This window comes from Mycobacterium sp. P4_H6 (assembly GCF_056400845.1).
In genome coordinates, this window is sequence record NZ_JBFUKN010000077.1 from 1 (window position 1) to 20,707 (window position 20,707).

Genomic DNA, 20,707 nt, shown 5'->3' on the forward strand with positions numbered 1-20,707 from the left:
CGCAGGGAGTTGATGAAGTCGTTGGTGAATTCCTCTGTGGAGACGTATTTCACGCGCATCCCGGGAAAGAGCCGTTGCGCGTAGTTGCCGGCCGCGTGCAGCAGATGTGTCTTGCCCAGGCCGGACTCACCCCAGATGAACAACGGGTTGTAGGCCCGCGCGGGTGCTTCGGAGATGGCGAGGGTGGCGGCGTGGGCGAAGCGGTTGGAGGCGCCGATGACGAACGTCTCGAAGGTGTAGCGCCGGTTGAGGCTGACGGCGTTGGCTTCCGGGGCGGCCGGCTGGGACCGGTTGAAGTACGTCGGCCAGCTGGCTTCCGCACTGGCGAGGGCCTCGCCGTCCTCGTCGACCTCTTCGTTGTCGGTCGCGTGCGGTTCGTCGTGCCCGGATGCGGCCTCGGGCTCCGGAACGTCCTCGGGACCGGGAGTGGCGATGCGGACGCCGAGTTCCACCCGTTGGCCGAGTTGGCGGCTGAGTGCGGTGACGATCGGTTCGCGCAGTCGTTCGATCTCGTTCTGGACGAACGCGGAGGGCACCGACAGCAGAGCAAATCCCTCGGTGATGACCAGGGGCTTGACGAGTTTCAGCCAGGCACGTTGCTGTGCGGTGAGAAGTTGCTCACGTGGGCCGCCGTTGACGGTCTCGCCGAACGGTGTCTCCCCATTGAGTTCGGAGATGACGTTGTTCCAGACGGTGACGAACGAGGAATCGGGGTCCGCGGTCAACGACGCCTACCCCCTAACGGCTTCCTCGGGATGTCCCGGGGGGCGACGATAACAAACTGTCCACATAGTTATCCACAGACTGTGGACAGTAATCAGTAGTAATCATCGCGCTATCTGTGGGCGTGGATCCCGTGTCGGAGCTCATCACATACCGATTGTGGTCTGCGGGCTCCCGGCCGGTGTCGTCCTCGCTCTGGTTCCGGCGCCGTTCCACTTCGAAACGGCATTGCGAAAAGCTAACAGTTTTCTCTCGGAGTGCCAACCGTTCTGCAACATTGCCGACAGGTTCCTCACAGGCAAGGCAAAGTTGGTGACTGATGTGGCTTTTGTTACCGGGTGAGGCTGAGTTCGGGCCGACTGCGAGCGGGTCTGGCCAGGTTTGACCCAGGCAAATCTCGTCAGTACCCTCGAACAGTCGCCCGCACGTGGCGATACGGCTGCGACTCGGTGGTTCTCTTGAGAACCGCAGAGGTGCCGCGCCGGCAAGATGGATGAGCTTACCAACGGTGGCTGCGTCCTCGGCTGCCATGACTGTCATGGTGACCGAGGTTGTCGACACCAGACCGAACGAGGAGAAACAGCCGTGGCCAAGGGCAAGCGGACTTTCCAGCCGAACAACCGCCGCCGGGCCCGTGTGCACGGTTTCCGGTTGCGTATGCGTACGCGTGCAGGCCGCGCGATCGTGTCCGGCCGCCGTAGCAAGGGCCGCCGTTCCCTGACTGCGTGATTCGACGCAGGGTTCAGGGCAGTGCTTCCGGCCCGGTACCGGATGACACGGTCTACTGATTTCGGTGTCACGGTTCGCCAAGGAGTACGGGCGGTTCAGCCCGATCTCGTCGTGCATGCGTTGCACGACGGGCTTCCTGACGGCTCTGATGACGGACCCAAGATAGGCCTCGTGGTGTCCAAATCGGTCGGCTCCGCGGTGCAACGTCACCGTGTCTCACGCCGGCTGCGTCATGCGGCCTTTCACCTCATCAACGATGACGCGACCGATCTCGGTCCACGCGCTCGTGTGGTGATCCGTGCGTTGCCGGGCAGCCGGGACGCCATCTCGGCCCGCCTCGAATCCGAACTTCGGGCGGCGCTGAAGAAGACCCGCACCCCCAAGCCGAGCCGACCGTGACCCGGTGGGCCGCCGGCGGCGTGATCTTCGTGATCCAGCTGTATCGGACGATGATTTCTCCGCTGCGCTTGCCGTCGTGCCGGTTCACCCCCACCTGTAGTGAGTACGCCGTGGATGCGTTGTCCGAATACGGGTTGATCCGCGGCGGCTGGCTGGCCGCGGTGAGGTTGGCCAAATGCGGTCCATGGCACCGTGGCGGATGGGACCCGATACCCGAGCGCGGCGACAAGACCGGCGATAAGACTTCTGTGGAAGTCGTCAGGAGCGATTCCGTTGTTTAACTGGTTCAGCCTCGACATCATCTATTACCCGGTGTCGGCGATCATGTGGGTTTGGTACAAGGCGTTCGCCTTCATCCTCGGGCCCACGAACTTCTTCGCCTGGGCGCTGTCGGTGGTGTTCCTGGTGTTCACGCTGCGCGCGATTCTGTACAAGCCGTTCGTGAAGCAGATCCGCACGACCCGGCAGATGCAGGAACTGCAGCCGCAGATCAAGGCGCTGCAGAAGAAGTACGGGAAAGACCGCCAGCGGATGGCGCTGGAGATGCAGAAGCTGCAGAAGGAACACGGATTCAATCCGATCCTCGGGTGCCTGCCGATGCTGGCACAGGTGCCGGTGTTCCTGGGTCTGTTCCACGTGCTGCGCTCGTTCAACCGGACCGGCCACAACTTCGGCGAACTCGGCCTCGATCTGGAACTGAACAAAGAGCTGCCCAACTATGTGTTCAGCGCGGTGGATGTTCAGCACTTCCTGCAGGCGAACCTGTTCGGTGCTCCGCTGGGTGCCACGATGATCCAGTCGGAGAGCAGCTGGCAGGCGTTCATCGGTTTCGATGTGAGCCGCATCGCGATCATCGGCGTGGGTGTGCCGCTGATGATCCTCGCCGGCATCGCGACCTACTTCAACAGTCGCGCGTCGGTGGCCCGCCAGAGTCCCGAAGCCGCCGCCAATCCGCAGACCGCGATGATGAACAAACTGGCGCTGTACGTGTTCCCGCTCGGTGTTGTCGTCGGTGGCCCGTTCCTGCCGCTGGCGATCATCTTGTACTGGGTCTCGAACAACGTGTGGACCTTCGGTCAGCAGCATTACGTGTTCGGCAAGATCGAGCAGGAAGAAGAAGCCAAGAAGGCCGAGGCCCTCGAACGGCGAAACGCGAATGCTCCCGCACCCGGCAAAAAGCCGAACAAGGCGCGCAAGGTGGCGAAGGATCCGGCGGCAGACGATGTGGACGGCACGTCACCCGCGAAGTCGGCGAAAGAACTCACCGAGCCGGAGACGGCCGTGGAGGCCGCCGGCAACTCAGAGACATCTGCCCCCACGGGCAGAAACAACGATGCGTCCAACGGAACGCCGGGGGGCACTCCGCGGCCGGGCGCACGGCCCAAGAAGCGCAAGCGCTAGAAGCCAAGCCGAGAGCCGATCGACCCGGGAACCCACCGGGGGCGGACGTGGCGAAGTAAGGAGAACACGGATATGACTGACGCCGAAACCACCGAGCGCACGGACGCCGCGCCCGAGGACAGCGAGCTGGTGACCGAAGAAGCGGCGGACGACGCTCCCGCCGAGGATCTGGAAGATCGTCTCGTCGCGGAGGGAGAGATCGCCGGTGACTATCTGGAGGAGTTGCTGGACCTCCTGGACTTCGACGGTGACATCGATCTGGACGTCGAGGGTGACCGCGCGATCGTGAGCATCGACGGAGGCAGCGACCTGAACAAGTTGGTCGGTCGCAAGGGTGAGGTGCTCGACGCCCTCCAGGAGCTGACCCGGCTGGCGGTGCACCAGAAGACCGGCGAACGCAGTCGACTGATGCTGGACATCGCCCGGTGGCGCCGCCGCCGCCGCGACGAGCTGGCGGCGCTTGGCGACAAGATCGCCCAGCGGGTCCTGGAGTCCGGAGAGCGCGAGGAGCTGTCGCCGATGACTCCGTTCGAACGCAAGATCGTGCACGACGCTGTGGCCGCCGTTGACGGTGTCCGCAGCGAGAGCGAAGGTGCGGAGCCGTCGCGCCGCGTCGTCGTGCTGCCCGCGTGATGCGCTTAGTTACACGCATGTAGTTCTAGCGACAAGTTCAGGGCCGTCGGCCTGGAGCGCAACCGGAGGATGTTTCACGTGAAACATGGCGAACTGAGTCCGGCGCCCCAGTCGGCGGCTCTTTGCTTTGGCGAGGGTTTGGCGGTGGCGCGGCAGTACGGAGAGATCCTCGCCGGTGCCGGGATCGAACGTGGTCTGCTGGGCCCGTCCGAAGTCGAGCGGCTATGGGAGCGCCATCTGCTCAACAGCGCGGCCATGGCCGAACTGTTCGAGCCGGGGGAGCGGGTCGCCGACATAGGAAGTGGCGCCGGTCTACCCGGTATACCGTTGGCGATAGCGCGGCCCGATCTGAAGGTGACGCTGATCGAACCGCTGCTGCGCCGCAGCGAGTTCTTACGAGAAGCGATCGATGAACTCGGTCTTGATGTCGCGGTGATCCGGGGCCGGGCCGAAGATCGATCGGTGCGCGATGAGGCCGGGGAGATGGATGCGGTGGTGTCGCGCGCGGTCGCCTCGCTCGACAAACTGTCGCGCTGGAGTCTGCCGCTGCTGCGCACCGGCGGACGGATGTTGGCACTGAAGGGGGAACGTGCCGTGGATGAGATCGAGGAGCACCAGCGAGCGTTGAGTTCGCTTGGAGCCACAGAGGTGAAGGTGGTGAGATGTGGCGTGGACTTTCTACAGCCACCCGCCACCGTGGTGGTCGCACGACGCGGAGCGGTTGCCTCGCGACCCGGCAGGAGGAAACGATGAAGTTCGGCAGGGGTAATCGCGGGAACGCGAGCAATCAGCCGTCCGCCGGCGACGTTGTCCCCAGCGACGATGTTTCACGTGAAACATGGACTCCGGCGGCGGGCACCTGGAAGGGTGACCAGGTGGCCGACACCCCCATCGCCGCCGAGGCCGAGCGCGCCACCCGGCTGCTGCACAAGCGCTACGGAGAACTGCCGCGACCGGATCGCCAGCGAGTGTTCACCATCGCGAACCAGAAGGGCGGCGTCGGGAAGACGACCACGGCGGTCAACGTTGCGGCCGCGTTGGCACTCCAGGGACTGCAGACCTTGGTGATCGATCTCGACCCGCAGGGCAATGCCAGCACGGCCTTGGGTATCGAACACCGGCAGGGCACCCCGTCTTCCTATGAAGTCCTGATCGGCGAGATCCCGCTCGAGACGGCCCTGCAACGCAGTCCACACAACGAGCGCCTTTACTGCGTGCCGGCGACCATCGATCTGGCGGGCGCCGAGATTGAACTCGTCAGCATGGTCGCCCGCGAGGGGCGGCTGCGGTCCGCACTGGCCGGACTGAAGGAACACAGCTTCGACTACGTCTTCATCGACTGCCCGCCATCGCTGGGCCTGTTGACCATCAATGCGCTCGTCGCGGCACCTGAGGTGCTCATCCCGATCCAGTGCGAGTACTACGCACTCGAGGGGGTGGGCCAGTTGCTGCGCAACATCGAGATGGTCAAGGCGCATCTCAATCCCGACCTGGACGTCACCACCGTCGTACTCACGATGTACGACGGGCGGACCCGACTGGCCGATCAGGTGGCCGAGGACGTCCGCGCGCACTTCGGCGACAAGGTGCTCCGGTCCGTGATTCCGCGCAGCGTGAAGGTCTCGGAGGCGCCTGGATACGGGATGACGATTCTGGATTACGACCCGGGTTCACGTGGAGCAATGAGCTACCTCGACGCCAGCCGGGAGATCGCCGAACGCGGGAGAACCAAGGGCGGCCCACGGGAATGAGCAGTAGCGTTTTCGGCGGGCACGGGCCGGCCGTCCCGGAAGCCCGGTTGTACGCGCAGTACTTTGGTAGCGAGAGAATCCACGTAGGGGGACAGGCAGCATGAACCAGGCGAAGAAACGCAGTGGCTTGGGTCGCGGCCTGGCGTCCCTGATCCCCACCGGCCCGGCAGAGGGTGAAGCGCTGGGAGGTCCGCGGATCGGCGACGCCACTGCCGACATCCTGATGGGTGGCGCACCGGCACCGGCACCCGTTTCCGACAACGGCGCCGAGGTGCCCGCGACATCGGAGTTCGGTGCGGTGTACCGGGAGATCGACCCCGGGCAGATCGACCCCAATCCGCGCCAGCCGCGGCAGGTCTTCGATGAGGAGGCACTGTCCGAACTGGTGCACTCGATCCGCGAATTCGGCGTCATGCAGCCGATCGTGGTGCGGGCGGTGCCCGCCGACGGGTCGACGCGCTATCAGCTCGTGATGGGGGAGCGCCGGTGGCGCGCGACCCAGCAGGCAGGTCTGGCCACGATCCCGGCGATCGTCCGGGAGACCGCGGACGACAGCATGTTGCGCGACGCATTGCTGGAGAACATCCACCGCGCGCAGCTGAATCCGTTGGAAGAGGCGGCCGCCTATCAGCAGCTGCTCGACGAGTTCGGCGTCACCCACGATGAACTGGCCTCGCGCATCGGACGCTCGCGACCACTGATCTCCAACATGATTCGCCTGCTGCGCCTGCCGATCCCGGTGCAGCGCCGCGTCGCCGCCGGCGTGCTGTCGGCGGGGCATGCACGGGCGCTGCTATCCCTGGACGGTGGTCCGGAGAAGCAGGAGGAGCTGGCCGCGCGGATCGTGGCGGAAGGTCTGTCGGTGCGCGCCACCGAGGAAGCCGTCACGCTGGCCAATCGCAACGGACCGAGCGATCCGCCGGCGCCCCGACGCAAACCGATCCAGATGCCGGGTCTGCAGGACGTTGCTGAACAGCTCTCCACGGCCTTCGATACGCGCGTCACTGTGAGCTTGGGCAAACGCAAGGGCAAGATTGTGGTGGAATTCGGCTCGGTCGACGATCTGCAGCGCATCGTCGAACTGATGAACTCCGCGAAGCAGTAACGGTCGCAAAAATGACCGATTCCGCGTTGCACGCCCAGGACCAGAGACACAGGCGAATTACGTCACTGTGACGCTGGATCCGCGGAAGCTCGCTGAAACATCGCTTCGGAAAGGAGATGTCATGCGTAACAACATATTTGACGTCACAGGCCGATTCGGTGAACTTAGCCAGGCTCGGTGGGCCGAGCGGAGTGCCTTCTCCTATCCTGGAGTGGCATCCGTGCGCGCCGGAACCATGTGAAGGTTGGGGAGTCGAAGTGTCAGCACGAATCAGCCCGCTGCGGCTCGAGGCATTCGAGCAGTTACCGAAGCATGCGCGGCGATGCGTGTTCTGGGAAGTCGATCCGTCCACCCTTGGCGGTGACGATCACCTCGCCGATCCCGAATTCGAGAAGGAAGCCTGGCTGTCGATGGTCATGCTCGAGTGGGGATCGTGCGCGCAGTTGGCGATCCGCAGCGCGGTCGAACCGGGGGAGCAGGATTCTGGTCGCCCCGAGTTCTTCAACGACGAGTCCTGTCTCGGCTACGTCTTCTACGCACCCCCCGGCGCGGTACCGCGCGCCCGGAAGTTTCCGACCGGACCGGTCAGCGCCGATGCCGTGCTGCTGACGTCGATCGGGCTGGAGTCCGCCGACGACGGCGACAATCTCTCGCGCGGGCTGATCACCGCAGTGGTCGCAGATCTGGTGCGCCGTGGTGTCCGCGCGCTAGAGGCATTCGCGCGGACCCCGTTGGCGGACGATCTGTGTCCGGAGTCGGGCGTCCCCACCGATCTGGAACAGGTGATCGAAGTACTCGGCGACTGCTCGGCGGGCCAGTGCATCATCGATGCCAATCTGCTCATCGAGATGGGTTTCGAGGTCGTGGCACCGCACCCGTACTTTCCGCGCCTGCGCCTCGAGCTCGAACAGGGCTTGGGATGGAAGGCGGATGTCGAGGCCGCCCTCGAGCGTCTGCTGGAGAGTGCGCGACTGCAGGCTCCGGTCGGCGCGGCCGCGTTTGGGTGAGAACCGCCGGTCGGCATACCTGCTCGTCGCGGCCCTGATCCTGGCGGCATGCTTCTTCCTGGCACCGGCGACCTTGGCCGGTGGCGATTTCGGGGCGTTGACCGATGGGGACCTGGTCGAGTCCGCTTTTCGCGTGGAGCTGGTCGCGTCGTGGCGGTCGGGCGATCAGGCCATGACCCCAGGCCTGATCCACCTCATCGACTACTGGCGGCGATACCACGCCATCAAGATCGTGATCGCCACCGCTCTGCTGGCTGTGCTTGTCGCACTCGGTGTTTCACGCCGACCGGGGGCGCTCCGTTACGTGCTCGGCGCTCTGGTTCTCTTTGCTCTCATGCTGGTGATGGTGAACGTCCAGGCGACGGCGGCTCCGTTGACCGCGCTGCTGCAGGCGCTGCCGATGCCCGACGGCGCGCAGACGGCCCGTACCTATGACGAGATCGGGCAGGCCCTCGCCGGGCGGCGGTCCGCACCGGTGCTCGACGCCCTGGTGGTCAGTTTCGGCCGGTATCACGCCGTGATGGCCATCGAAACAGCTGTCGTAGCACTGGGATTCGTGATCTGCAGTGGGTGGGCCTGGCGGCAGTCCGCACGGTTACCGGGGACCATCTCGGCGCTACTCGCGGTCGGTCTGCTGGTCGTCACCGCCGCGAGCACGCGCGTGAGCCTGGACGCGGTGTCGGCATTGCCGCCGTATTTCGCCGGTTAGCGCCCGGCCTGCTCGACGGACAGTTCGTGGGCCAGCAGTTCGGCGAACGTGAAGGTGCCCGTCGGCCGATCGTTCTTGCCGAGCAGGTAGAGGCGCTTCACCGCGGCCAGCATGCCCTCGGCGATGGCGTCGCGAGACTGGCTGGTGGCCAGCAGCGCGCGGTCCTGCGAGTTCGTGACATAGCCCAAATCCACCTGGACGGTAGGCATCCGGGTCAACCGCAACAGATCCCAGGTGCGGCCGTGAACCCGGCAATCACTGGATCCGGTGCGCGCCACGAGTTCTCGCTGGATGAAATCGGCGAGGTTGCGTCCGATGGTGGACACCGAACCGTGCGAATTGCCGAAATGGAACGAGGCCACACCATTTGCCAACGGGCTGCGGTGGCTGGTGCAGCGCAGGCTGATCATCAAGTCTGCGCCAACGGTATTGGCGGTGGCGGCGCGCTCGGCATCGGTGGGGCTCTGACCGGCCGGCCGGGACAGGAACGTGTCCATCCCGATGGCCGTCATCCGGCCTTCGAGCCGGCTGGCCAAGTCCCACAGGATATCTGCCTCGCTGAGCGGGCCTTCGGGTCCCTGGATGATGGCACCGAGGTCGTCTCCGCCGCGGCCCGGATCGATGATGACCCGCTTTCCGGACAGCCGCGGGCCGGAGCGACGAACCAACTCCTCTTCGCGGATGGCGTGCGGCGAACCGCCAGTCACCCGGGAACCCAGGAAGTACAAGGAACGCAACGTTTCCGGACCGCAGATACCGTCCGGGAACAACCCGTACTCGCGCTGGAAGAACATCAGCGAGTTGTGGGTCTGCAGGCCGAAATGTCCGTCGACCAGTCCGGTGTAGAAGCCGAGATCCTGCAGGCGGGCCTGCAGGGTGGCGACGTCATCGCCGTACATCGGCGCCCCGAACTGATGCGACAACGTTCGGGCACCGAGTTGGTAGGAGGCCTCGCGCAGCGCACGCGAGGTCGCCTCACCCACCATTCCATCGACCAGCAGACCACGCTGCTGCTGGAAAGCGCGCACCGCATGGTCGAGATCGGCGTCGAAGACGTCCACCGCGACATGCCTGCCGGTGCTCAGGTCGGCCTCGGGGCTGTTGACCAGCCCCAGACCCGCCAGAGCCGACCTGATCTCGATGACCGCGCTTCCCCGGTCGCCGCGACGCAGAATCGACATACCTGGCCTTTCAGACACGCTGCACCGCCCGCAGGACGCCGACGGTTGCAGTTCGGACTGTCAGTATTGTCTCAGATGCCCGCGAAAATCCGGAAAACCCGGGAGTGTGATTCGGGAGAGCGGTGCGCCGTCAGGCGTGCTCGGCGATCTCTTTCAGCAGGGCGGCCTTGCCCTTGGCGCCGACGATACGCTTGACCGGTTCACCATCCTTGAACAGGATCAATGTCGGGATCGACACCACCTGGAAGTCCCGCGCGGTAGCCGGATTGGCGTCCACGTCGAGCTTGACCACCTTCAGTTCGCCGGCCTTCTCGGAGGCGATCTCCTCGAGCACCGGGGCGATCATCTTGCACGGGCCGCACCAGGTGGCCCAGAAATCGACCAGCACCGGAGTGGAACTGGTCAGCACATCCTGGGAGAAGGAGTCGTCGGTTACGACGGCAGTAGCGGAGTTCTCGGTCATCGGATCTTCCTAACTGGTGTGGGGTCTATTCTTCTGTCGGAGCGGGGAATTCGGTGAGCCAACGCTCAGCGTCGATGGCAGCCGAACAGCCCGAACCGGCGGCGGTGATGGCCTGCCGGTAGGTGTGGTCCACCAGATCACCGGCGGCGAACACGCCTTCGAGCGATGTCGCGGTGGTGCGGCCCTGGACCTGCACGTAGCCGTCCTCGTCGACGCCGACCTGCCCGCGGACCAGATCCGAACGCGGGATGTGGCCGATCGCCACGAACACGCCGGTCACCGCGAGCTTCGATTCCTCACCGGTTACGGTGTCCTGCAACCGAATTCCGGTGACCTTGGGATCGCCCTCGATCTCGGTGATCGCGCTGTTGGTCAGGAAGGTGATCTTGTCGTTGGCCAGGGCGCGGTCCAGCATGATCTTCGACGCGCGGAACTCCTCGCGGCGGTGGATCAGCGTGACGCTGCGGGCGAACTTGGTGAGGAAGATCGCTTCCTCCATCGCCGAATCGCCGCCGCCGACCACCGCAATGTCCTGGTCGCGGAAGAAGAAGCCGTCGCAGGTGGCACAGGTGCTGACACCCAGCCCGATGCGTTCCGTCTCGCCGGGAGCACCGAGTTGGCGCGCGGCCGCACCCATCGCCAGGATCACCGAGCGGGCGCGGTGAGTTTCGTCACCGACGGTGACGGTCTTGATCGGACCCGTGAGGTCGACCTCGTCGACGTCTTCCATCCGCAGATCGGCACCGAAACGCAGCGCCTGCTCGCGCATCTCTTCCATCAGATTGGGACCGGTGATGCCTTCGCGGAACCCCGGGTAGTTCTCCACCTCGGTGGTCGTCATCAACGCACCACCGAACTGGATACCTTCGAACACCAACGGATGCAGTTGGGCCCGCGCGGTGTAGACCGCCGCGGTGTACCCGGCCGGGCCTGAGCCGATGATGATCACGTCGTGAATGGGGGACGTGACCTCAGAAGTGGTGGACATCCTGGATATCCCAGCCTTTCTGCCGTTTACACGGCCGTTTGTTCAAACATCAGGGTAGGCCCGGGTGTTCCCGGGTGCGGTCGTCGGGGCACGGACTAGGGGCGCGGTAACTCCGTCCGGGCCAGCACCCCGGTGCCGGCGGCCGGACAATCCGGTGCCACCACCACGGCCACGACGGCGGACGGGTCTGCGGCGGGCAATACCAGCAGCACGGCCGGTCGTGTGCCCAGCGTCACCGGTGCGGCGCCCAGGATCCGCGTCTGCGCGGAGTGGTCCAGGCTGTTCAGGCAGGGTTGCGGGTCGCGCAGCGGTCCCAGTTCGGGCGGTCGCTGCAGCAACTGGATGATCTGCGCGTCGGTCAGGGGCATCGCGGAGGCACGTGCGGTGAGGTGCCGGGCGCTGGTCCCCGGGGCGCGGGAGAAACCCGGGTCGGCCTCCTCGTCGCCGGACACGGCGAACACCCCGATACCGAGGGCCAGCACGCCGGCCAGCGCGCCGGTGCCGGCGGCCACCCGGCGCCAGCGCAGCGCAGGCCGATGCTGCCGGTGGTGCCCGGTGCCCGGGGGAACCACCCGGTGGGGAGCGTTGCGCTGCACCCACCCATCATCGCGCGGCCACGCCCGCTTCGGCCGTAACCGCCGCCGTGCACAGATGCCCCAACGTGCCGGCCAGCTTGCTCCGGGCCCGCGCCCGGCGGCTCTTCACGGTGCCCTCGGGCACCCCCAGCATCCGGGCGGCCTCGGCCACCGAGAACCCCTGCATGTCGACGGCGACGATGGCCGCCCGCTGCTCGACCGGCAGGCGCATGAGCGCCCGTTCGATGACGATGGCGGTGTCCACCCCGGGCGCCGGATCACCGATCGCGCCGGCGGACGCGAGCGCCTCCAGGGGTGTCGTGGGCCGCGCCTTGTGCCGGCGCAGCCGGTCCAGACAGGCATTCACCACGATGCGGTAGAGCCAGCTGCTCACCGAGCAGTCATGCCGGAACTTGGGTGCGCCGCAGTGCGCGGACAGCATCGCGTCCTGCAGGGCGTCGCGGGCGTCGTCGGGACAGCGGGTGGTGATCAGCGCCAGCCGGTACAGCTGCGGCTGATAACGGTGGAACAGTTCCTCGAACGCGTAGCGATCACCCGCGACGTGCGCCGCCAGCAACTGCTCATCGGTGCGTTCCCGCCCAGAGCATCCCCCGAAACTCCCCACCTGCCGAACACTAGGGCCGCCGGCGTGACTGTCTCCGCACCTCTTCGCCGCAGCGCCCTGAGCTGCTGGTTCTGCAGTCCAGGGCTGGGGATAACTGTGTCAGGACCCCGATTTGAGGGTGATCTCGGAGATATCGGAACGGCTCTTGCCGTCCACCGTGCCCAACGTGGAGATCCACACCAGCACATACGGAGTGGCTTCCGCATTCTCGATCTCGATGGTGTTGGAGCCCTTCTTCAACGTCGTCGGATCGGTCAGCGCGGTGGTGTCCTCGAGGGCGTCCGGGTTGGCGGTGTCCGAACCCCGGATCTGGACGGCGGTGCCCGTGCTGGACACGTCGAGGGTGACCGAGGCGAGCGCCGTGGGCTTGGGTAACTGCAGCATCAGGCCCACGCCGTTCTTGAAGCCGGGGAACGGGGCGGGATCGGAGTAGGTGTCCGTCGGCCACACGGTGGACGGATTCCCGTCGATCGCCAGGCCCGCATCGGCGGGCGCGTCGGCCTCGCCCTCGGGCGAGTACACCGTGGCGCGCACCGGTTTCACGGTGTTGCCCGACTCGGCGTCGGCCGAGGTGCTGGGGTTGTTCAACCCGAGCTCGTCGCGGTCGAGTCCGCCACCCACATCACCGAAGATGCGGCTGAGCACGGTCGCCAGGATCACCAGAGCCACGACCACGACGACACCGCCGGCGGCCAGGCCGATGATCATGCCCTTGCGGCGGCGCGCGGCAGCGTCCGGATCGGTCCCGCCGGTAGCCAGGCGGGCGGCGGAACCGGCCGGGGGTTCGTCGACCGGTGCGATGAATTCGGTGCGGTCGGCGACCGCGGTGGCCTGCTGCAACAGGTTGAGCAGGGTGGGCGCGCTGCGGATACCGCCCTCCTCCTGGACGGCGCGCGCGGCCGCGGCCGAGATCTGGAACGGGATGTCCCCGTCGACGGACTGCGGCTCGACGGGCTGGCCCGCGGCGTTGAGGTCGGCGGCGGCCAAGCCGCTGTGCACACCGGACTCGGGCAGCGGCCACCGGTTGATCAGCAGCGCGTACAGCGCGGCGCCGATGCCGCGAATGTCGTCCTCGGGGGTGGCTTCGGGCAGGGTCGCGGGGAAGGCGAGGACGACATCGCCCTCGATGCTGACGCGGACCCGGCTCGGGTCGTCGATGGACAGTGCAACCCCGGCGCGGTGGGCGGCCTCGGCGGCAGCGGCCAGCGACTGGATGGCGCGGGCGCCACCCATCGGCGACGGCGAGGTCTCGGCGACCTCGGCCAGCGATCCGCCGCGAATCCATTCCGCGACGACCAGCCCGCCCGAGCCGGTGCGGGCGACGTCGAGCACGCGGGCGATCCCGGTGGTCTCCACCTTGGACAGCCGCATCGTGCGGGTCAGGATCTCCTGCAACTCGGCGTCGGGCAGCACGGCGTCGGGGTCGACGAAGGTCAGCGCGACCTGGCGGTCCAGTGCGGTGTCCAGGGCGTGCCAGAACTGCAGATGCGGCGGGCCGCCGTGGAACACCAGCAGCCGGTAGCGCCCCGCGGCAATGGTGGCGCCCGGGATGAGATGGATGTCCTCGTCGGCGGTCGCTGCCTCCAGCGCGGGCTCGCGCGGGGCATCGAAGGCCAACGGTTCACGGGTCGGGTCGCCGCCGTAGTCGGCGGGCGGCCGGGTGCTGAAGCCACCGGTGTCGGGCTGGAAGTCGCCGGCCGAGGGCCGCGAATCAGGGGTCACGGGAATGCGGGTCGTCGCCCCCGGTTCGGGGTCGGATTCGGGTCGAGCACCTGCCCCGGGCGCCGAACCGCTCACGGGTTTATCGCTCACCGCTGGTCCTTTCGGCATCTGCTGCTGCGCAATCCCCGCGTGCGGTCCGTACCGGCGGGCAGCCGGGGGGCGTGGAGGCCGCATCGGATACGAATTGCTGTGATCAGAGTACGTGACCGCCCGGCCATCAGACCTGGAAGTGCGGGGCGTGGCCACCTTTGCGCGGCCGGGCAGCCGACGGCGGACCGCGGCCCCCACGGCGAGTGCGTCGGGCACCTTGGCCGCCCACAGCACGCCACCCAGGATCGGCAGCATGATGATGCCGAGCACGAGTAGCCGTAGCAGTGAACCGAGGCCCCCGCCGTGTTCGGTCAGCGCCTCCAGTCCGAGCAGCTGATCCACGATGTGGGCGGCCAGTCCGGCGATCATCGACGCGACGATCGTCACCAGGATGGTGCGCATGACGTCGAGGCTGATCATCTTGCCGCCGGGCGGGTTCAGGTTGGCCCGCAGCACCAGGTAGCCGATGGTGGCACCGGCCAGGAAGCCCAGCCCGTTGGCCAGACCCAGGTATCCGGCGACCATCCCGGGCTCCGACACCAGACGCGGGACGGCCACCGATGCGGCGATCTTCACCGCGGTGATCACCAGGATGAGCACGATCGGCGTCCACGGCTGCTGCCGTGCGTAGAACACCCGCAGCTGCAGCAGCACCAGGGCGTAGGGGATGAGGGTGAAGGCGGACAGCGTGATCGCCATGCCGAGGTATCCCGCGTCGGTCTGGCCGAAGTTGCCGTAGGAGAACAGCGCGCTGCCGATGGCCGGGCCGCCGACGGTCATCATCGCCACGATCGGGATGAGCGTCAGCATGGTCAGCCGGGTCGCGAGATTCAGATCGGCCAGCACCGCGGGGCCGTCGTCGGCGGMGGCGTTGCGTGACAGCCGCGGCATCACCACCGTCAGCACGGTCACCCCGATGATGCCGAACGGCAGCTGCAGGATCAGCCAGGTGTAGTTGTAGATCGCGGGCCCGGAAGCGGAGGCGGCGCTGGCGATCTGGTTGCCGACGATCAGGCCGATCTGGCTGATGAGCACGTACAGCACCATCGCCAGCGCCATCATGCCGAACTGTTTGAGGCGGTCGTCGATACCCCACAGCGGTCGCAGACTGATGCGTTCCCGGCGGATCGCCAGGATCAGCACCAGCGCCTGGGCGACCACGCCGAGGGTGGTGCCGATGCCGAGCACCAGCAGTTTGGCATTGCCCATCTCGACGGGGTCGATGGACAGCTCGCCGGGCACCAGCAGGTACACCGCCAGCGTCAGGATCGCGACGACGTTGTTGAGCACCGGCGCCCAGGCGGGCGGACCGAACACGTTGCGGGTGTTCAGGATTGCCATGTACACCGAGGTCAGTCCGTAGAAGACGACCTGGGGGAGCAGCAGGTAGGCGAACGCGGTGGTCAGCGGCCGGTTCACCAGCGGATCGCTGCCGAGCATCAGGTCCACCAGCAGCGGTGCCGCCGCCACCGACAGGATCGTCGCGACGATCAGCAGCGCGGTGGCCAGGGTGACCAGCCGCCGCACGAACGCGGTACCGCCGTCGGGATCGTCGCGTTCGGCGCGGGCCAGGACCGGCACGAAAATGGCCGTGAACGTCGCCTCCAGCACCAGGGCGGCGATCAGGTTCGGCAGCTGGTTGGCCACCGTGAACGAACTGAGCAGCGGCCCGCCCAGGATGAGCGCCAGCAGCACCATCCGACCGAACCCGGTGAGCCTGCTGACCAGGGTGGCCAGCGCCATCCCCCAGGACCGGGACACCACCGCGGAGTCCGAGAGTTCCTGACGCGGCGGGCGGGTGTTCGGGGGTTGGTCGTGTGGACCGCCGGCCCGGCGCCGGGTGTCGTGCCCGCGCGGAACCCGTTGCGGTGCGTTCATCGCGGCTCGTCGGCGGGTCGGGCGCGGTCGGAGCCGTGGGCCAGCGCCGTGTCCAGCGGATCGGGTCGCCGCGTAGGCGGAACCAGGTCGGCGCGGTCGGGTTCGCCGCGGAACCGGTGCCAGAGCCGCCGGCCGACCAACAGCGCCAGGATCGCGCCACCGGTCAGCGTGATGAAGAAAAGCACCTTGCCGTAGGCGTTGGAATGCACCGACAGCCGCACCGGATCGCCGAGCGGCAAGCCGTCGGCGGTGCTCAGGTTCACGTCGACGGCGAACCGCTGGGTGAAGTGCACCTCGATCGGCACCCGCAGCGGCAGGAATCCGGGTGGCAGTTCGATCTCCCCGGGGTCGGTCACCGTCATGCCGGGCGGCGCGGAGATGTGCAGCCGCACCCGGATCGGCACCGGAAGATCGTTGCGCAATGCCAGCGGCAACGGGCTGCGTTCGGTGGCCAAGGTGTAGGAGCCGCCGGGATTCACCACGGTGACCGCCCCGAAAAGATCGGCGACGGTCCGGCTGACGGTCGAAAGGCGTTGTTGGGCGGCGTCGTTGCGTTCGTCATCGGGGACGGACTGGCTGAGCGCGCGCAACATGTCCTCACGCAGCGGGGCGGTGTACTGGGTGCCGGTCAGACCGGTGCGCTGATCGACGGTCAGCGCCGAGGTCAGGCCCCAGAGCCTGTCGGTGATGGCGGCGATGCCGGATGTCACGCCGTTGTCGAACCGGTCTGCGGACTCGGCCGACGGCTCGGGTGCCGCGACGGGCTCGGGCGGCGCGGTGCGCGGTGCCTCGGCGATCACCGCGCGCAGCGGTCGTGGATAGGCCAGTCCGGCACCGATGGCCGTCGCCACCGACGTCAGCACGCGCTGCGCCTCGTCGGGATTCAGATCCCAGGTCAGCGGCGGCATCACGATCTGGGTACGGGGTTCGGTATCGGGGGCCAGGCCGCGCCACAGCAGCGAGCCGATCGCGTCCTGCAGCCGGGCCACCCGGGAGTCGTGGCGCAGCGGGATGCGCAGTTCGTCGCCGAGGTGGCTCGGGGTGGCCGGGGCGCCGCCGGCACCGGCCAGCGCGGCCGCCAGGCCGGGGTCGAAGGGGGCGGTGACGACGTCGAGGGAGTTGCGCTGCGGGGCCAGATCGGCGGCACCGGTGTCCCCGGCCGGCAGCGGGGCGGGAGCCACCGCGACCGTGGGCCCCTGCGCGCCGAGCATGGAGACCGCGTCCGGCGTCAGCGACCCGTCACCGAGGAGGGTGGCGCCGCGTACCGAACGCACTCCGAGAATCTGGTCGACGATATCGGCGGCCCCGCCGGTGGCGACGGCGCTCAGGCCGGTGTCGCCGACCCGTTTGAGCGCGTCGAGGTCGGCCTGGGCGTAGACGGTCGGGGCGACGCACATGCGCTGAGCGAGCGCCCGGAGCCGGCCCAGCCAGTTGACCGCGGCGTCCTGGCCGGCGCCCGGATGGGTGGGCGCGTTGAGACCGCCGTTCGGGTCGTCGCTGACGACGTAGCCGGCGGTCATCGCGTTGACGGTGATCAGCAGGTCGGGGTCGACGGCCAGGCACAACGCCGAGCCCATGGCGCCGTCGTCGTCGACCTGGGCGCTGGTGGCGAAGTCGGCCGCCGACAACAGGGTGTCCAGCCGGCCACCGGGGGCCAGCGAGGCGGCCAGGTCGTCGTCGAGCAGGCGGACCGGGGTGGTCCCGCCGGGGATACCGGCGGCCAGTCGGGGCCGGTCGGCCAGCGGCCACAGCACCGTCATCGCGACCGGACGGGAGGTGTCCGGCGGCACCACCGCGGTCACGCCCTCGGCATCGCCGGTCGCGGGATCGGGCGGCACACCGAGCACGGGCAGCAGGAAGCGGGCGTCGTCGAGCCGGGCGGGAGCCCCGTAGTCGGGGGTGCCGTTGACGTTCACCAGCACCGGGTAGATGCCGGGCTCATCGATCTGCAGCGAGGGCTCTTGGGTACCGCGCACCGGGTAGGACAGCGTGAACGGCACCTCCTGGCCGCGTTGCAGCTCGGTCGAGAGCGTGACGAACGGAGCGACCGCCACGTACTGGTCGAGGTTGCCGGACAGATTGGTGCGCAGACCGGCCGACCCGGTGACCGCCGGGGCGTGCTCGAGGCGCACCACCACGTCCCGCACCGGACGGTCACCGATATTGCGCACGGTGCCGGCGACGGTGACGATCGAGCCGGTGGTGGTCGTGACGGTGTCGGGGGTGACACGGTCGATGCGCAAGGTCAGGAACGTGGTGTCACCCGGTTCGCCGGCGGCGGCGCGCGGCAGCAGGGCGGGAGTCGCGAAGAGCAACAGCAGCACCGCGGCGGTGAGGACGCGGAGCACCCTCGCGCAGCTCACTGGGCTGGACCGCAACCGTTCGCACGCCGGGGCGGTGAATCCTCGGGGCGACGGTTGCGGGTGTGCGAATGGGTCTGCGGGCGCCGGCGCGGCGAACTGTGCGGCAGCGGCGGTAACGCGCCCTCGCCATCGGTGTGCAGCTTGTCGATGAGCTCGCCGGCCACCACCGCAAGGCGGCGTTCGTCGGCGTAGGCCAGGCGGGCGGGCAGATCACGCAGCGGGACCCAGGCCACCTCGGTGACCTCCATGTCCTCGTCGGAGAGATCACCGCCCAGGAATCGCATCAGGTAATGGTGCACGGTCTTGTGGACGCGCCGACCCTCGGTCACGAACCAGTAGTCGATGCTGCCGAGCGCGGCCAGCACGCTGCCCTGCACGCCGGTCTCCTCGGCGACTTCGCGGACGGCGGTCTGCTCGGCGGTCTCACCGACCTCGATATGCCCCTTGGGCAGCGACCACAGCATCCGGCCGCGCCGGTCGATCCGGCCGATGAGGGCGGCGACCTGGGTGTCCTTGGGTCCGTCGAGCCCGTCGATGACCAGGCCGCCCGCCGAGGTCTCGTGCACGGTGCGCAGCCGGTCGGGAGCGCGTCGGGACGGGCGGGGTTTACGGTTCTGGCCGGGTTTGGCCGGCTGACCGGCGTTCTCGGACGGCACCTTTTCGGGTGCCGAGGAGGCCGGTTCACCCGACGAGGTGGCGCGTTCGGCATCGGCCTCGGGCGGACCGGCAGCGCGGCGGCCGCGGCGACGCCCTCGGCGCCGTCGCGGCTTGGCGTTATCACCGTCCGACACCCAAGCGATAGTAGTTGCCGCAGGTTTACCTGCTCGCCACACGCGCCGGTCGTGGCCGGGCTGTCGCCGGGTCGTTACCAGCCTGGGAGACCGATTAGGCTCACCGAACGTGCCGACCGACCCGACCCATGACGCTGCCGACGCCGAACTGCTGGCGGGGGCCTGGGTCGCGCTGAACAGCTACGGCGACGTGCTCCGCGATATCGGCGCGGTGTTCGCCGCCGCCGGTCATGAGCTGTACCTGGTGGGCGGCAGTGTCCGTGACGCGCTGCTGGGACGGCTGTACTCCGACCTCGACTTCACCACCGACGCCCGCCCCGAACAGATGCAGAAGCTGCTGCGCGGCTGGGCGGATGCCTTGTGGGACACCGGGATCGAGTTCGGCACCATCGGTGTGGGCAAGGCCGGGCACCGGTTCGAGATCACCACGTTCCGGGCCGACAGCTATGACCAGGTGTCGCGCAATCCCGAGGTCCGCTTCGGTGACCGCCTCGAGGACGATCTGGTGCGTCGCGACTTCACCGTGAATGCGATGGCGGTGCGGATCACCGCGGCGGGCCCGGCCGAGTTCCTCGATCCGCTGGGCGGGCTGACGGCGCTGCGAGACCGCGTGCTCGACACCCCGTCGGCCCCGCAGGTGTCCTTCGGCGATGATCCGCTGCGGATGTTGCGCGCGGCGCGATTCGTGTCACAGCTGGGGTTCTCGGTGGCGCCGCGGGTGCTGGAGGCGCTGCTGGAGATGGCGCCGCAGCTGGGCCGGATCACCGCGGAGCGGGTGGCCGCCGAACTGGACAAGCTGCTGCTGGGTGCCGATCCGGTGGCCGGTGTGGACCTGATGGTGCAGACCGGCCTGGGCGCGGTGGTGTTGCCGGAGGTCGGCGAGATGCGGATGGCCATCGACGAACACCATCAGCACAAGGATGTGTACTGGCATTCGCTGACGGTGCTCAAGCAGGCTGTGGACCTGGAGACATCCGGCCCCGATCTGGTGCTGCGGTGGGCGGCGCTGCTGCACGACATCGGCAAGCCCGGGACGCGGCGCCACGAACCCGATGGGGGAGTCAGCTTCCATCACCACGAGGTGGTCGGCGCCAAGATGGTCCGCAAGCGGATGCGGGCGCTGAAGTACTCCAAGCAGATGGTCGACGATGTGTCGCAGCTGGTGTACCTGCATCTGCGTTTCCACGGATACGGCGACGGCCGGTGGACCGACTCGGCGGTGCGCCGCTATGTCACCGACGCCGGCCCGCTGGTGGACCGGCTGCACAAGCTGGTCCGTGCCGACTGCACCACCCGCAACAAGCGCCGGGCGGCGCGGCTGCAGGCCAACTACGACGAGCTCGAGACCCGCATCGCCGAACTGGCCGCCAAGGAAGACCTGCAGCGGGTGCGCCCGGACCTGGACGGCAACGCCATCATGGAGATCCTCGGCATCCCACCGGGCCCGCTGGTCGGTAAGGCGTGGAACCACCTCAAGGAACTCCGGCTGGACCGCGGACCCCTCGACCATGACGAGGCGATCGCCGAACTTCACACCTGGTGGAACGCGCAGCAGTCCTGATGCGTCTGAACAG

The 20,707-nt window shown here is 67.7% G+C and carries 20 protein-coding genes; 11 read left to right on the forward strand and 9 right to left on the reverse strand.

All coding sequences use genetic code 11. The features are described 5' to 3' along the window. The coding region (locus AC1DTF_RS24825) for a DnaA ATPase domain-containing protein (protein ID WP_477475999.1) at window positions 1-725 on the reverse strand (725 nt) is incomplete at its 3' end. Between the two features lie 583 nt (window positions 726-1,308). On the opposite strand from AC1DTF_RS24825, the gene rpmH reads away from it, so the two are divergent. The 10 genes from rpmH to AC1DTF_RS24875 all read left to right on the forward strand — a co-directional run bounded on the left by rpmH (window position 1,309) and on the right by AC1DTF_RS24875 (window position 8,457). Next, window positions 1,309-1,452 carry a 50S ribosomal protein L34 gene (gene rpmH / locus AC1DTF_RS24830; protein WP_068001749.1) on the forward strand — a complete coding sequence of 48 codons (144 nt, stop codon included), beginning with the start codon at window positions 1,309-1,311 and terminating at the stop codon, window positions 1,450-1,452. Window positions 1,453-1,473: 21 nt separating this feature from the next. Continuing rightward, window positions 1,474-1,851, forward strand: a complete 378-nt coding sequence (rnpA, locus tag AC1DTF_RS24835; protein WP_057169172.1) for a ribonuclease P protein component — start codon at window positions 1,474-1,476, stop codon at window positions 1,849-1,851. After that, entirely contained in the window at window positions 1,848-2,132 is a 285-nt protein-coding gene (gene yidD / locus AC1DTF_RS24840; RefSeq protein WP_477476000.1) for a membrane protein insertion efficiency factor YidD, read from the forward strand. Before rnpA ends, yidD begins: the two co-directional genes overlap by 4 nt. Window positions 2,133-2,175: 43 nt before the next feature. Beyond that, on the forward strand, window positions 2,176-3,252 hold the full coding sequence (gene yidC / locus AC1DTF_RS24845; protein ID WP_477476016.1) for a membrane protein insertase YidC: 1,077 nt from the start codon (window positions 2,176-2,178) through the stop codon (window positions 3,250-3,252). Between the two features lie 72 nt (window positions 3,253-3,324). Next, window positions 3,325-3,885: a Jag family protein gene (locus AC1DTF_RS24850; protein WP_057169175.1), complete on the forward strand. Its 561-nt coding sequence runs from the start codon at window positions 3,325-3,327 to the stop codon at window positions 3,883-3,885. Window positions 3,886-3,954: 69 nt separating this feature from the next. Next, window positions 3,955-4,638, forward strand: a complete 684-nt coding sequence (gene rsmG, locus AC1DTF_RS24855; protein ID WP_082614334.1) for a 16S rRNA (guanine(527)-N(7))-methyltransferase RsmG — start codon at window positions 3,955-3,957, stop codon at window positions 4,636-4,638. Then, complete coding sequence (locus AC1DTF_RS24860) at window positions 4,548-5,636, forward strand: ParA family protein (RefSeq protein WP_477476001.1); 1,089 nt, start codon at window positions 4,548-4,550, stop codon at window positions 5,634-5,636. Before rsmG ends, AC1DTF_RS24860 begins: the two co-directional genes overlap by 91 nt. 100 nt (window positions 5,637-5,736) lie before the next feature. Then, entirely contained in the window at window positions 5,737-6,741 is a 1,005-nt protein-coding gene (locus tag AC1DTF_RS24865) for a ParB/RepB/Spo0J family partition protein (RefSeq protein ID WP_477476002.1), read from the forward strand. 257 nt (window positions 6,742-6,998) lie between these two features. Continuing rightward, window positions 6,999-7,748, forward strand: a complete 750-nt coding sequence (locus tag AC1DTF_RS24870; protein ID WP_477476003.1) for an acetyltransferase — start codon at window positions 6,999-7,001, stop codon at window positions 7,746-7,748. Beyond that, window positions 7,741-8,457, forward strand: coding sequence for a hypothetical protein (locus tag AC1DTF_RS24875; protein ID WP_477476004.1), 717 nt, complete (start codon window positions 7,741-7,743; stop codon window positions 8,455-8,457). Before AC1DTF_RS24870 ends, AC1DTF_RS24875 begins: the two co-directional genes overlap by 8 nt. Here the strand turns inward: AC1DTF_RS24875 and AC1DTF_RS24880 are convergent. From AC1DTF_RS24880 to AC1DTF_RS24915, 8 genes are all read right to left on the reverse strand, one after another. After that, window positions 8,454-9,638 carry an N-acetylmuramoyl-L-alanine amidase gene (locus AC1DTF_RS24880; protein ID WP_477476005.1) on the reverse strand — a complete coding sequence of 395 codons (1,185 nt, stop codon included), beginning with the start codon at window positions 9,636-9,638 and terminating at the stop codon, window positions 8,454-8,456. The genes AC1DTF_RS24875 and AC1DTF_RS24880 overlap by 4 nt on opposite strands. A gap of 130 nt (window positions 9,639-9,768) precedes the next feature. Further along, window positions 9,769-10,101 carry a thioredoxin gene (trxA, locus tag AC1DTF_RS24885; protein ID WP_057169181.1) on the reverse strand — a complete coding sequence of 111 codons (333 nt, stop codon included), beginning with the start codon at window positions 10,099-10,101 and terminating at the stop codon, window positions 9,769-9,771. A gap of 25 nt (window positions 10,102-10,126) precedes the next feature. Further along, entirely contained in the window at window positions 10,127-11,089 is a 963-nt protein-coding gene (gene trxB / locus AC1DTF_RS24890) for a thioredoxin-disulfide reductase (protein WP_477476006.1), read from the reverse strand. Between the two features lie 95 nt (window positions 11,090-11,184). After that, window positions 11,185-11,685: a hypothetical protein gene (locus AC1DTF_RS24895; RefSeq protein ID WP_477476007.1), complete on the reverse strand. Its 501-nt coding sequence runs from the start codon at window positions 11,683-11,685 to the stop codon at window positions 11,185-11,187. A gap of 7 nt (window positions 11,686-11,692) precedes the next feature. Beyond that, window positions 11,693-12,289, reverse strand: coding sequence for an RNA polymerase sigma factor SigM (gene sigM, locus AC1DTF_RS24900; RefSeq protein ID WP_057169184.1), 597 nt, complete (start codon window positions 12,287-12,289; stop codon window positions 11,693-11,695). A 99-nt stretch (window positions 12,290-12,388) separates the two neighbouring features. Next, window positions 12,389-15,979, reverse strand: a complete 3,591-nt coding sequence (gene murJ, locus AC1DTF_RS24905; protein ID WP_477476008.1) for a murein biosynthesis integral membrane protein MurJ — start codon at window positions 15,977-15,979, stop codon at window positions 12,389-12,391. Beyond that, a complete protein-coding gene (locus AC1DTF_RS24910) occupies window positions 15,976-18,327 on the reverse strand; it encodes a hypothetical protein (protein WP_477476009.1) in 2,352 nt (783 codons plus the stop codon). The genes murJ and AC1DTF_RS24910 overlap by 4 nt, the downstream gene beginning before the upstream one ends. Before the next feature lie 11 nt (window positions 18,328-18,338). Next, window positions 18,339-19,133: an NUDIX hydrolase gene (locus tag AC1DTF_RS24915; protein ID WP_057169187.1), complete on the reverse strand. Its 795-nt coding sequence runs from the start codon at window positions 19,131-19,133 to the stop codon at window positions 18,339-18,341. A gap of 109 nt (window positions 19,134-19,242) precedes the next feature. On the opposite strand from AC1DTF_RS24915, the gene AC1DTF_RS24920 reads away from it, so the two are divergent. Continuing rightward, complete coding sequence (locus AC1DTF_RS24920; protein ID WP_057169188.1) at window positions 19,243-20,694, forward strand: CCA tRNA nucleotidyltransferase; 1,452 nt, start codon at window positions 19,243-19,245, stop codon at window positions 20,692-20,694. Window positions 20,695-20,707 lie beyond the last annotated feature (13 nt).

What these genes read in the sequence shown, in the direction of transcription:
- yidC (WP_477476016.1), top strand. Translation starts at nt 2,176, where the DNA reads ATGTGGGTTTGGTACAAGGCGTTCGCCTTCATCCTCGGGCCCACGAAC.
- AC1DTF_RS24850 (WP_057169175.1), top strand. Translation starts at nt 3,325, where the DNA reads ATGACTGACGCCGAAACCACCGAGCGCACGGACGCCGCGCCCGAGGAC.
- rsmG (WP_082614334.1), top strand. Translation starts at nt 3,955, where the DNA reads ATGTTTCACGTGAAACATGGCGAACTGAGTCCGGCGCCCCAGTCGGCG.
- AC1DTF_RS24860 (WP_477476001.1), top strand. Translation starts at nt 4,548, where the DNA reads ATGTGGCGTGGACTTTCTACAGCCACCCGCCACCGTGGTGGTCGCACG.
- AC1DTF_RS24865 (WP_477476002.1), top strand. Translation starts at nt 5,737, where the DNA reads ATGAACCAGGCGAAGAAACGCAGTGGCTTGGGTCGCGGCCTGGCGTCC.
- AC1DTF_RS24880 (WP_477476005.1), bottom strand. Translation starts at nt 9,638, where the DNA reads ATGTCGATTCTGCGTCGCGGCGACCGGGGAAGCGCGGTCATCGAGATC.
- trxA (WP_057169181.1), bottom strand. Translation starts at nt 10,101, where the DNA reads ATGACCGAGAACTCCGCTACTGCCGTCGTAACCGACGACTCCTTCTCC.
- trxB (WP_477476006.1), bottom strand. Translation starts at nt 11,089, where the DNA reads ATGTCCACCACTTCTGAGGTCACGTCCCCCATTCACGACGTGATCATC.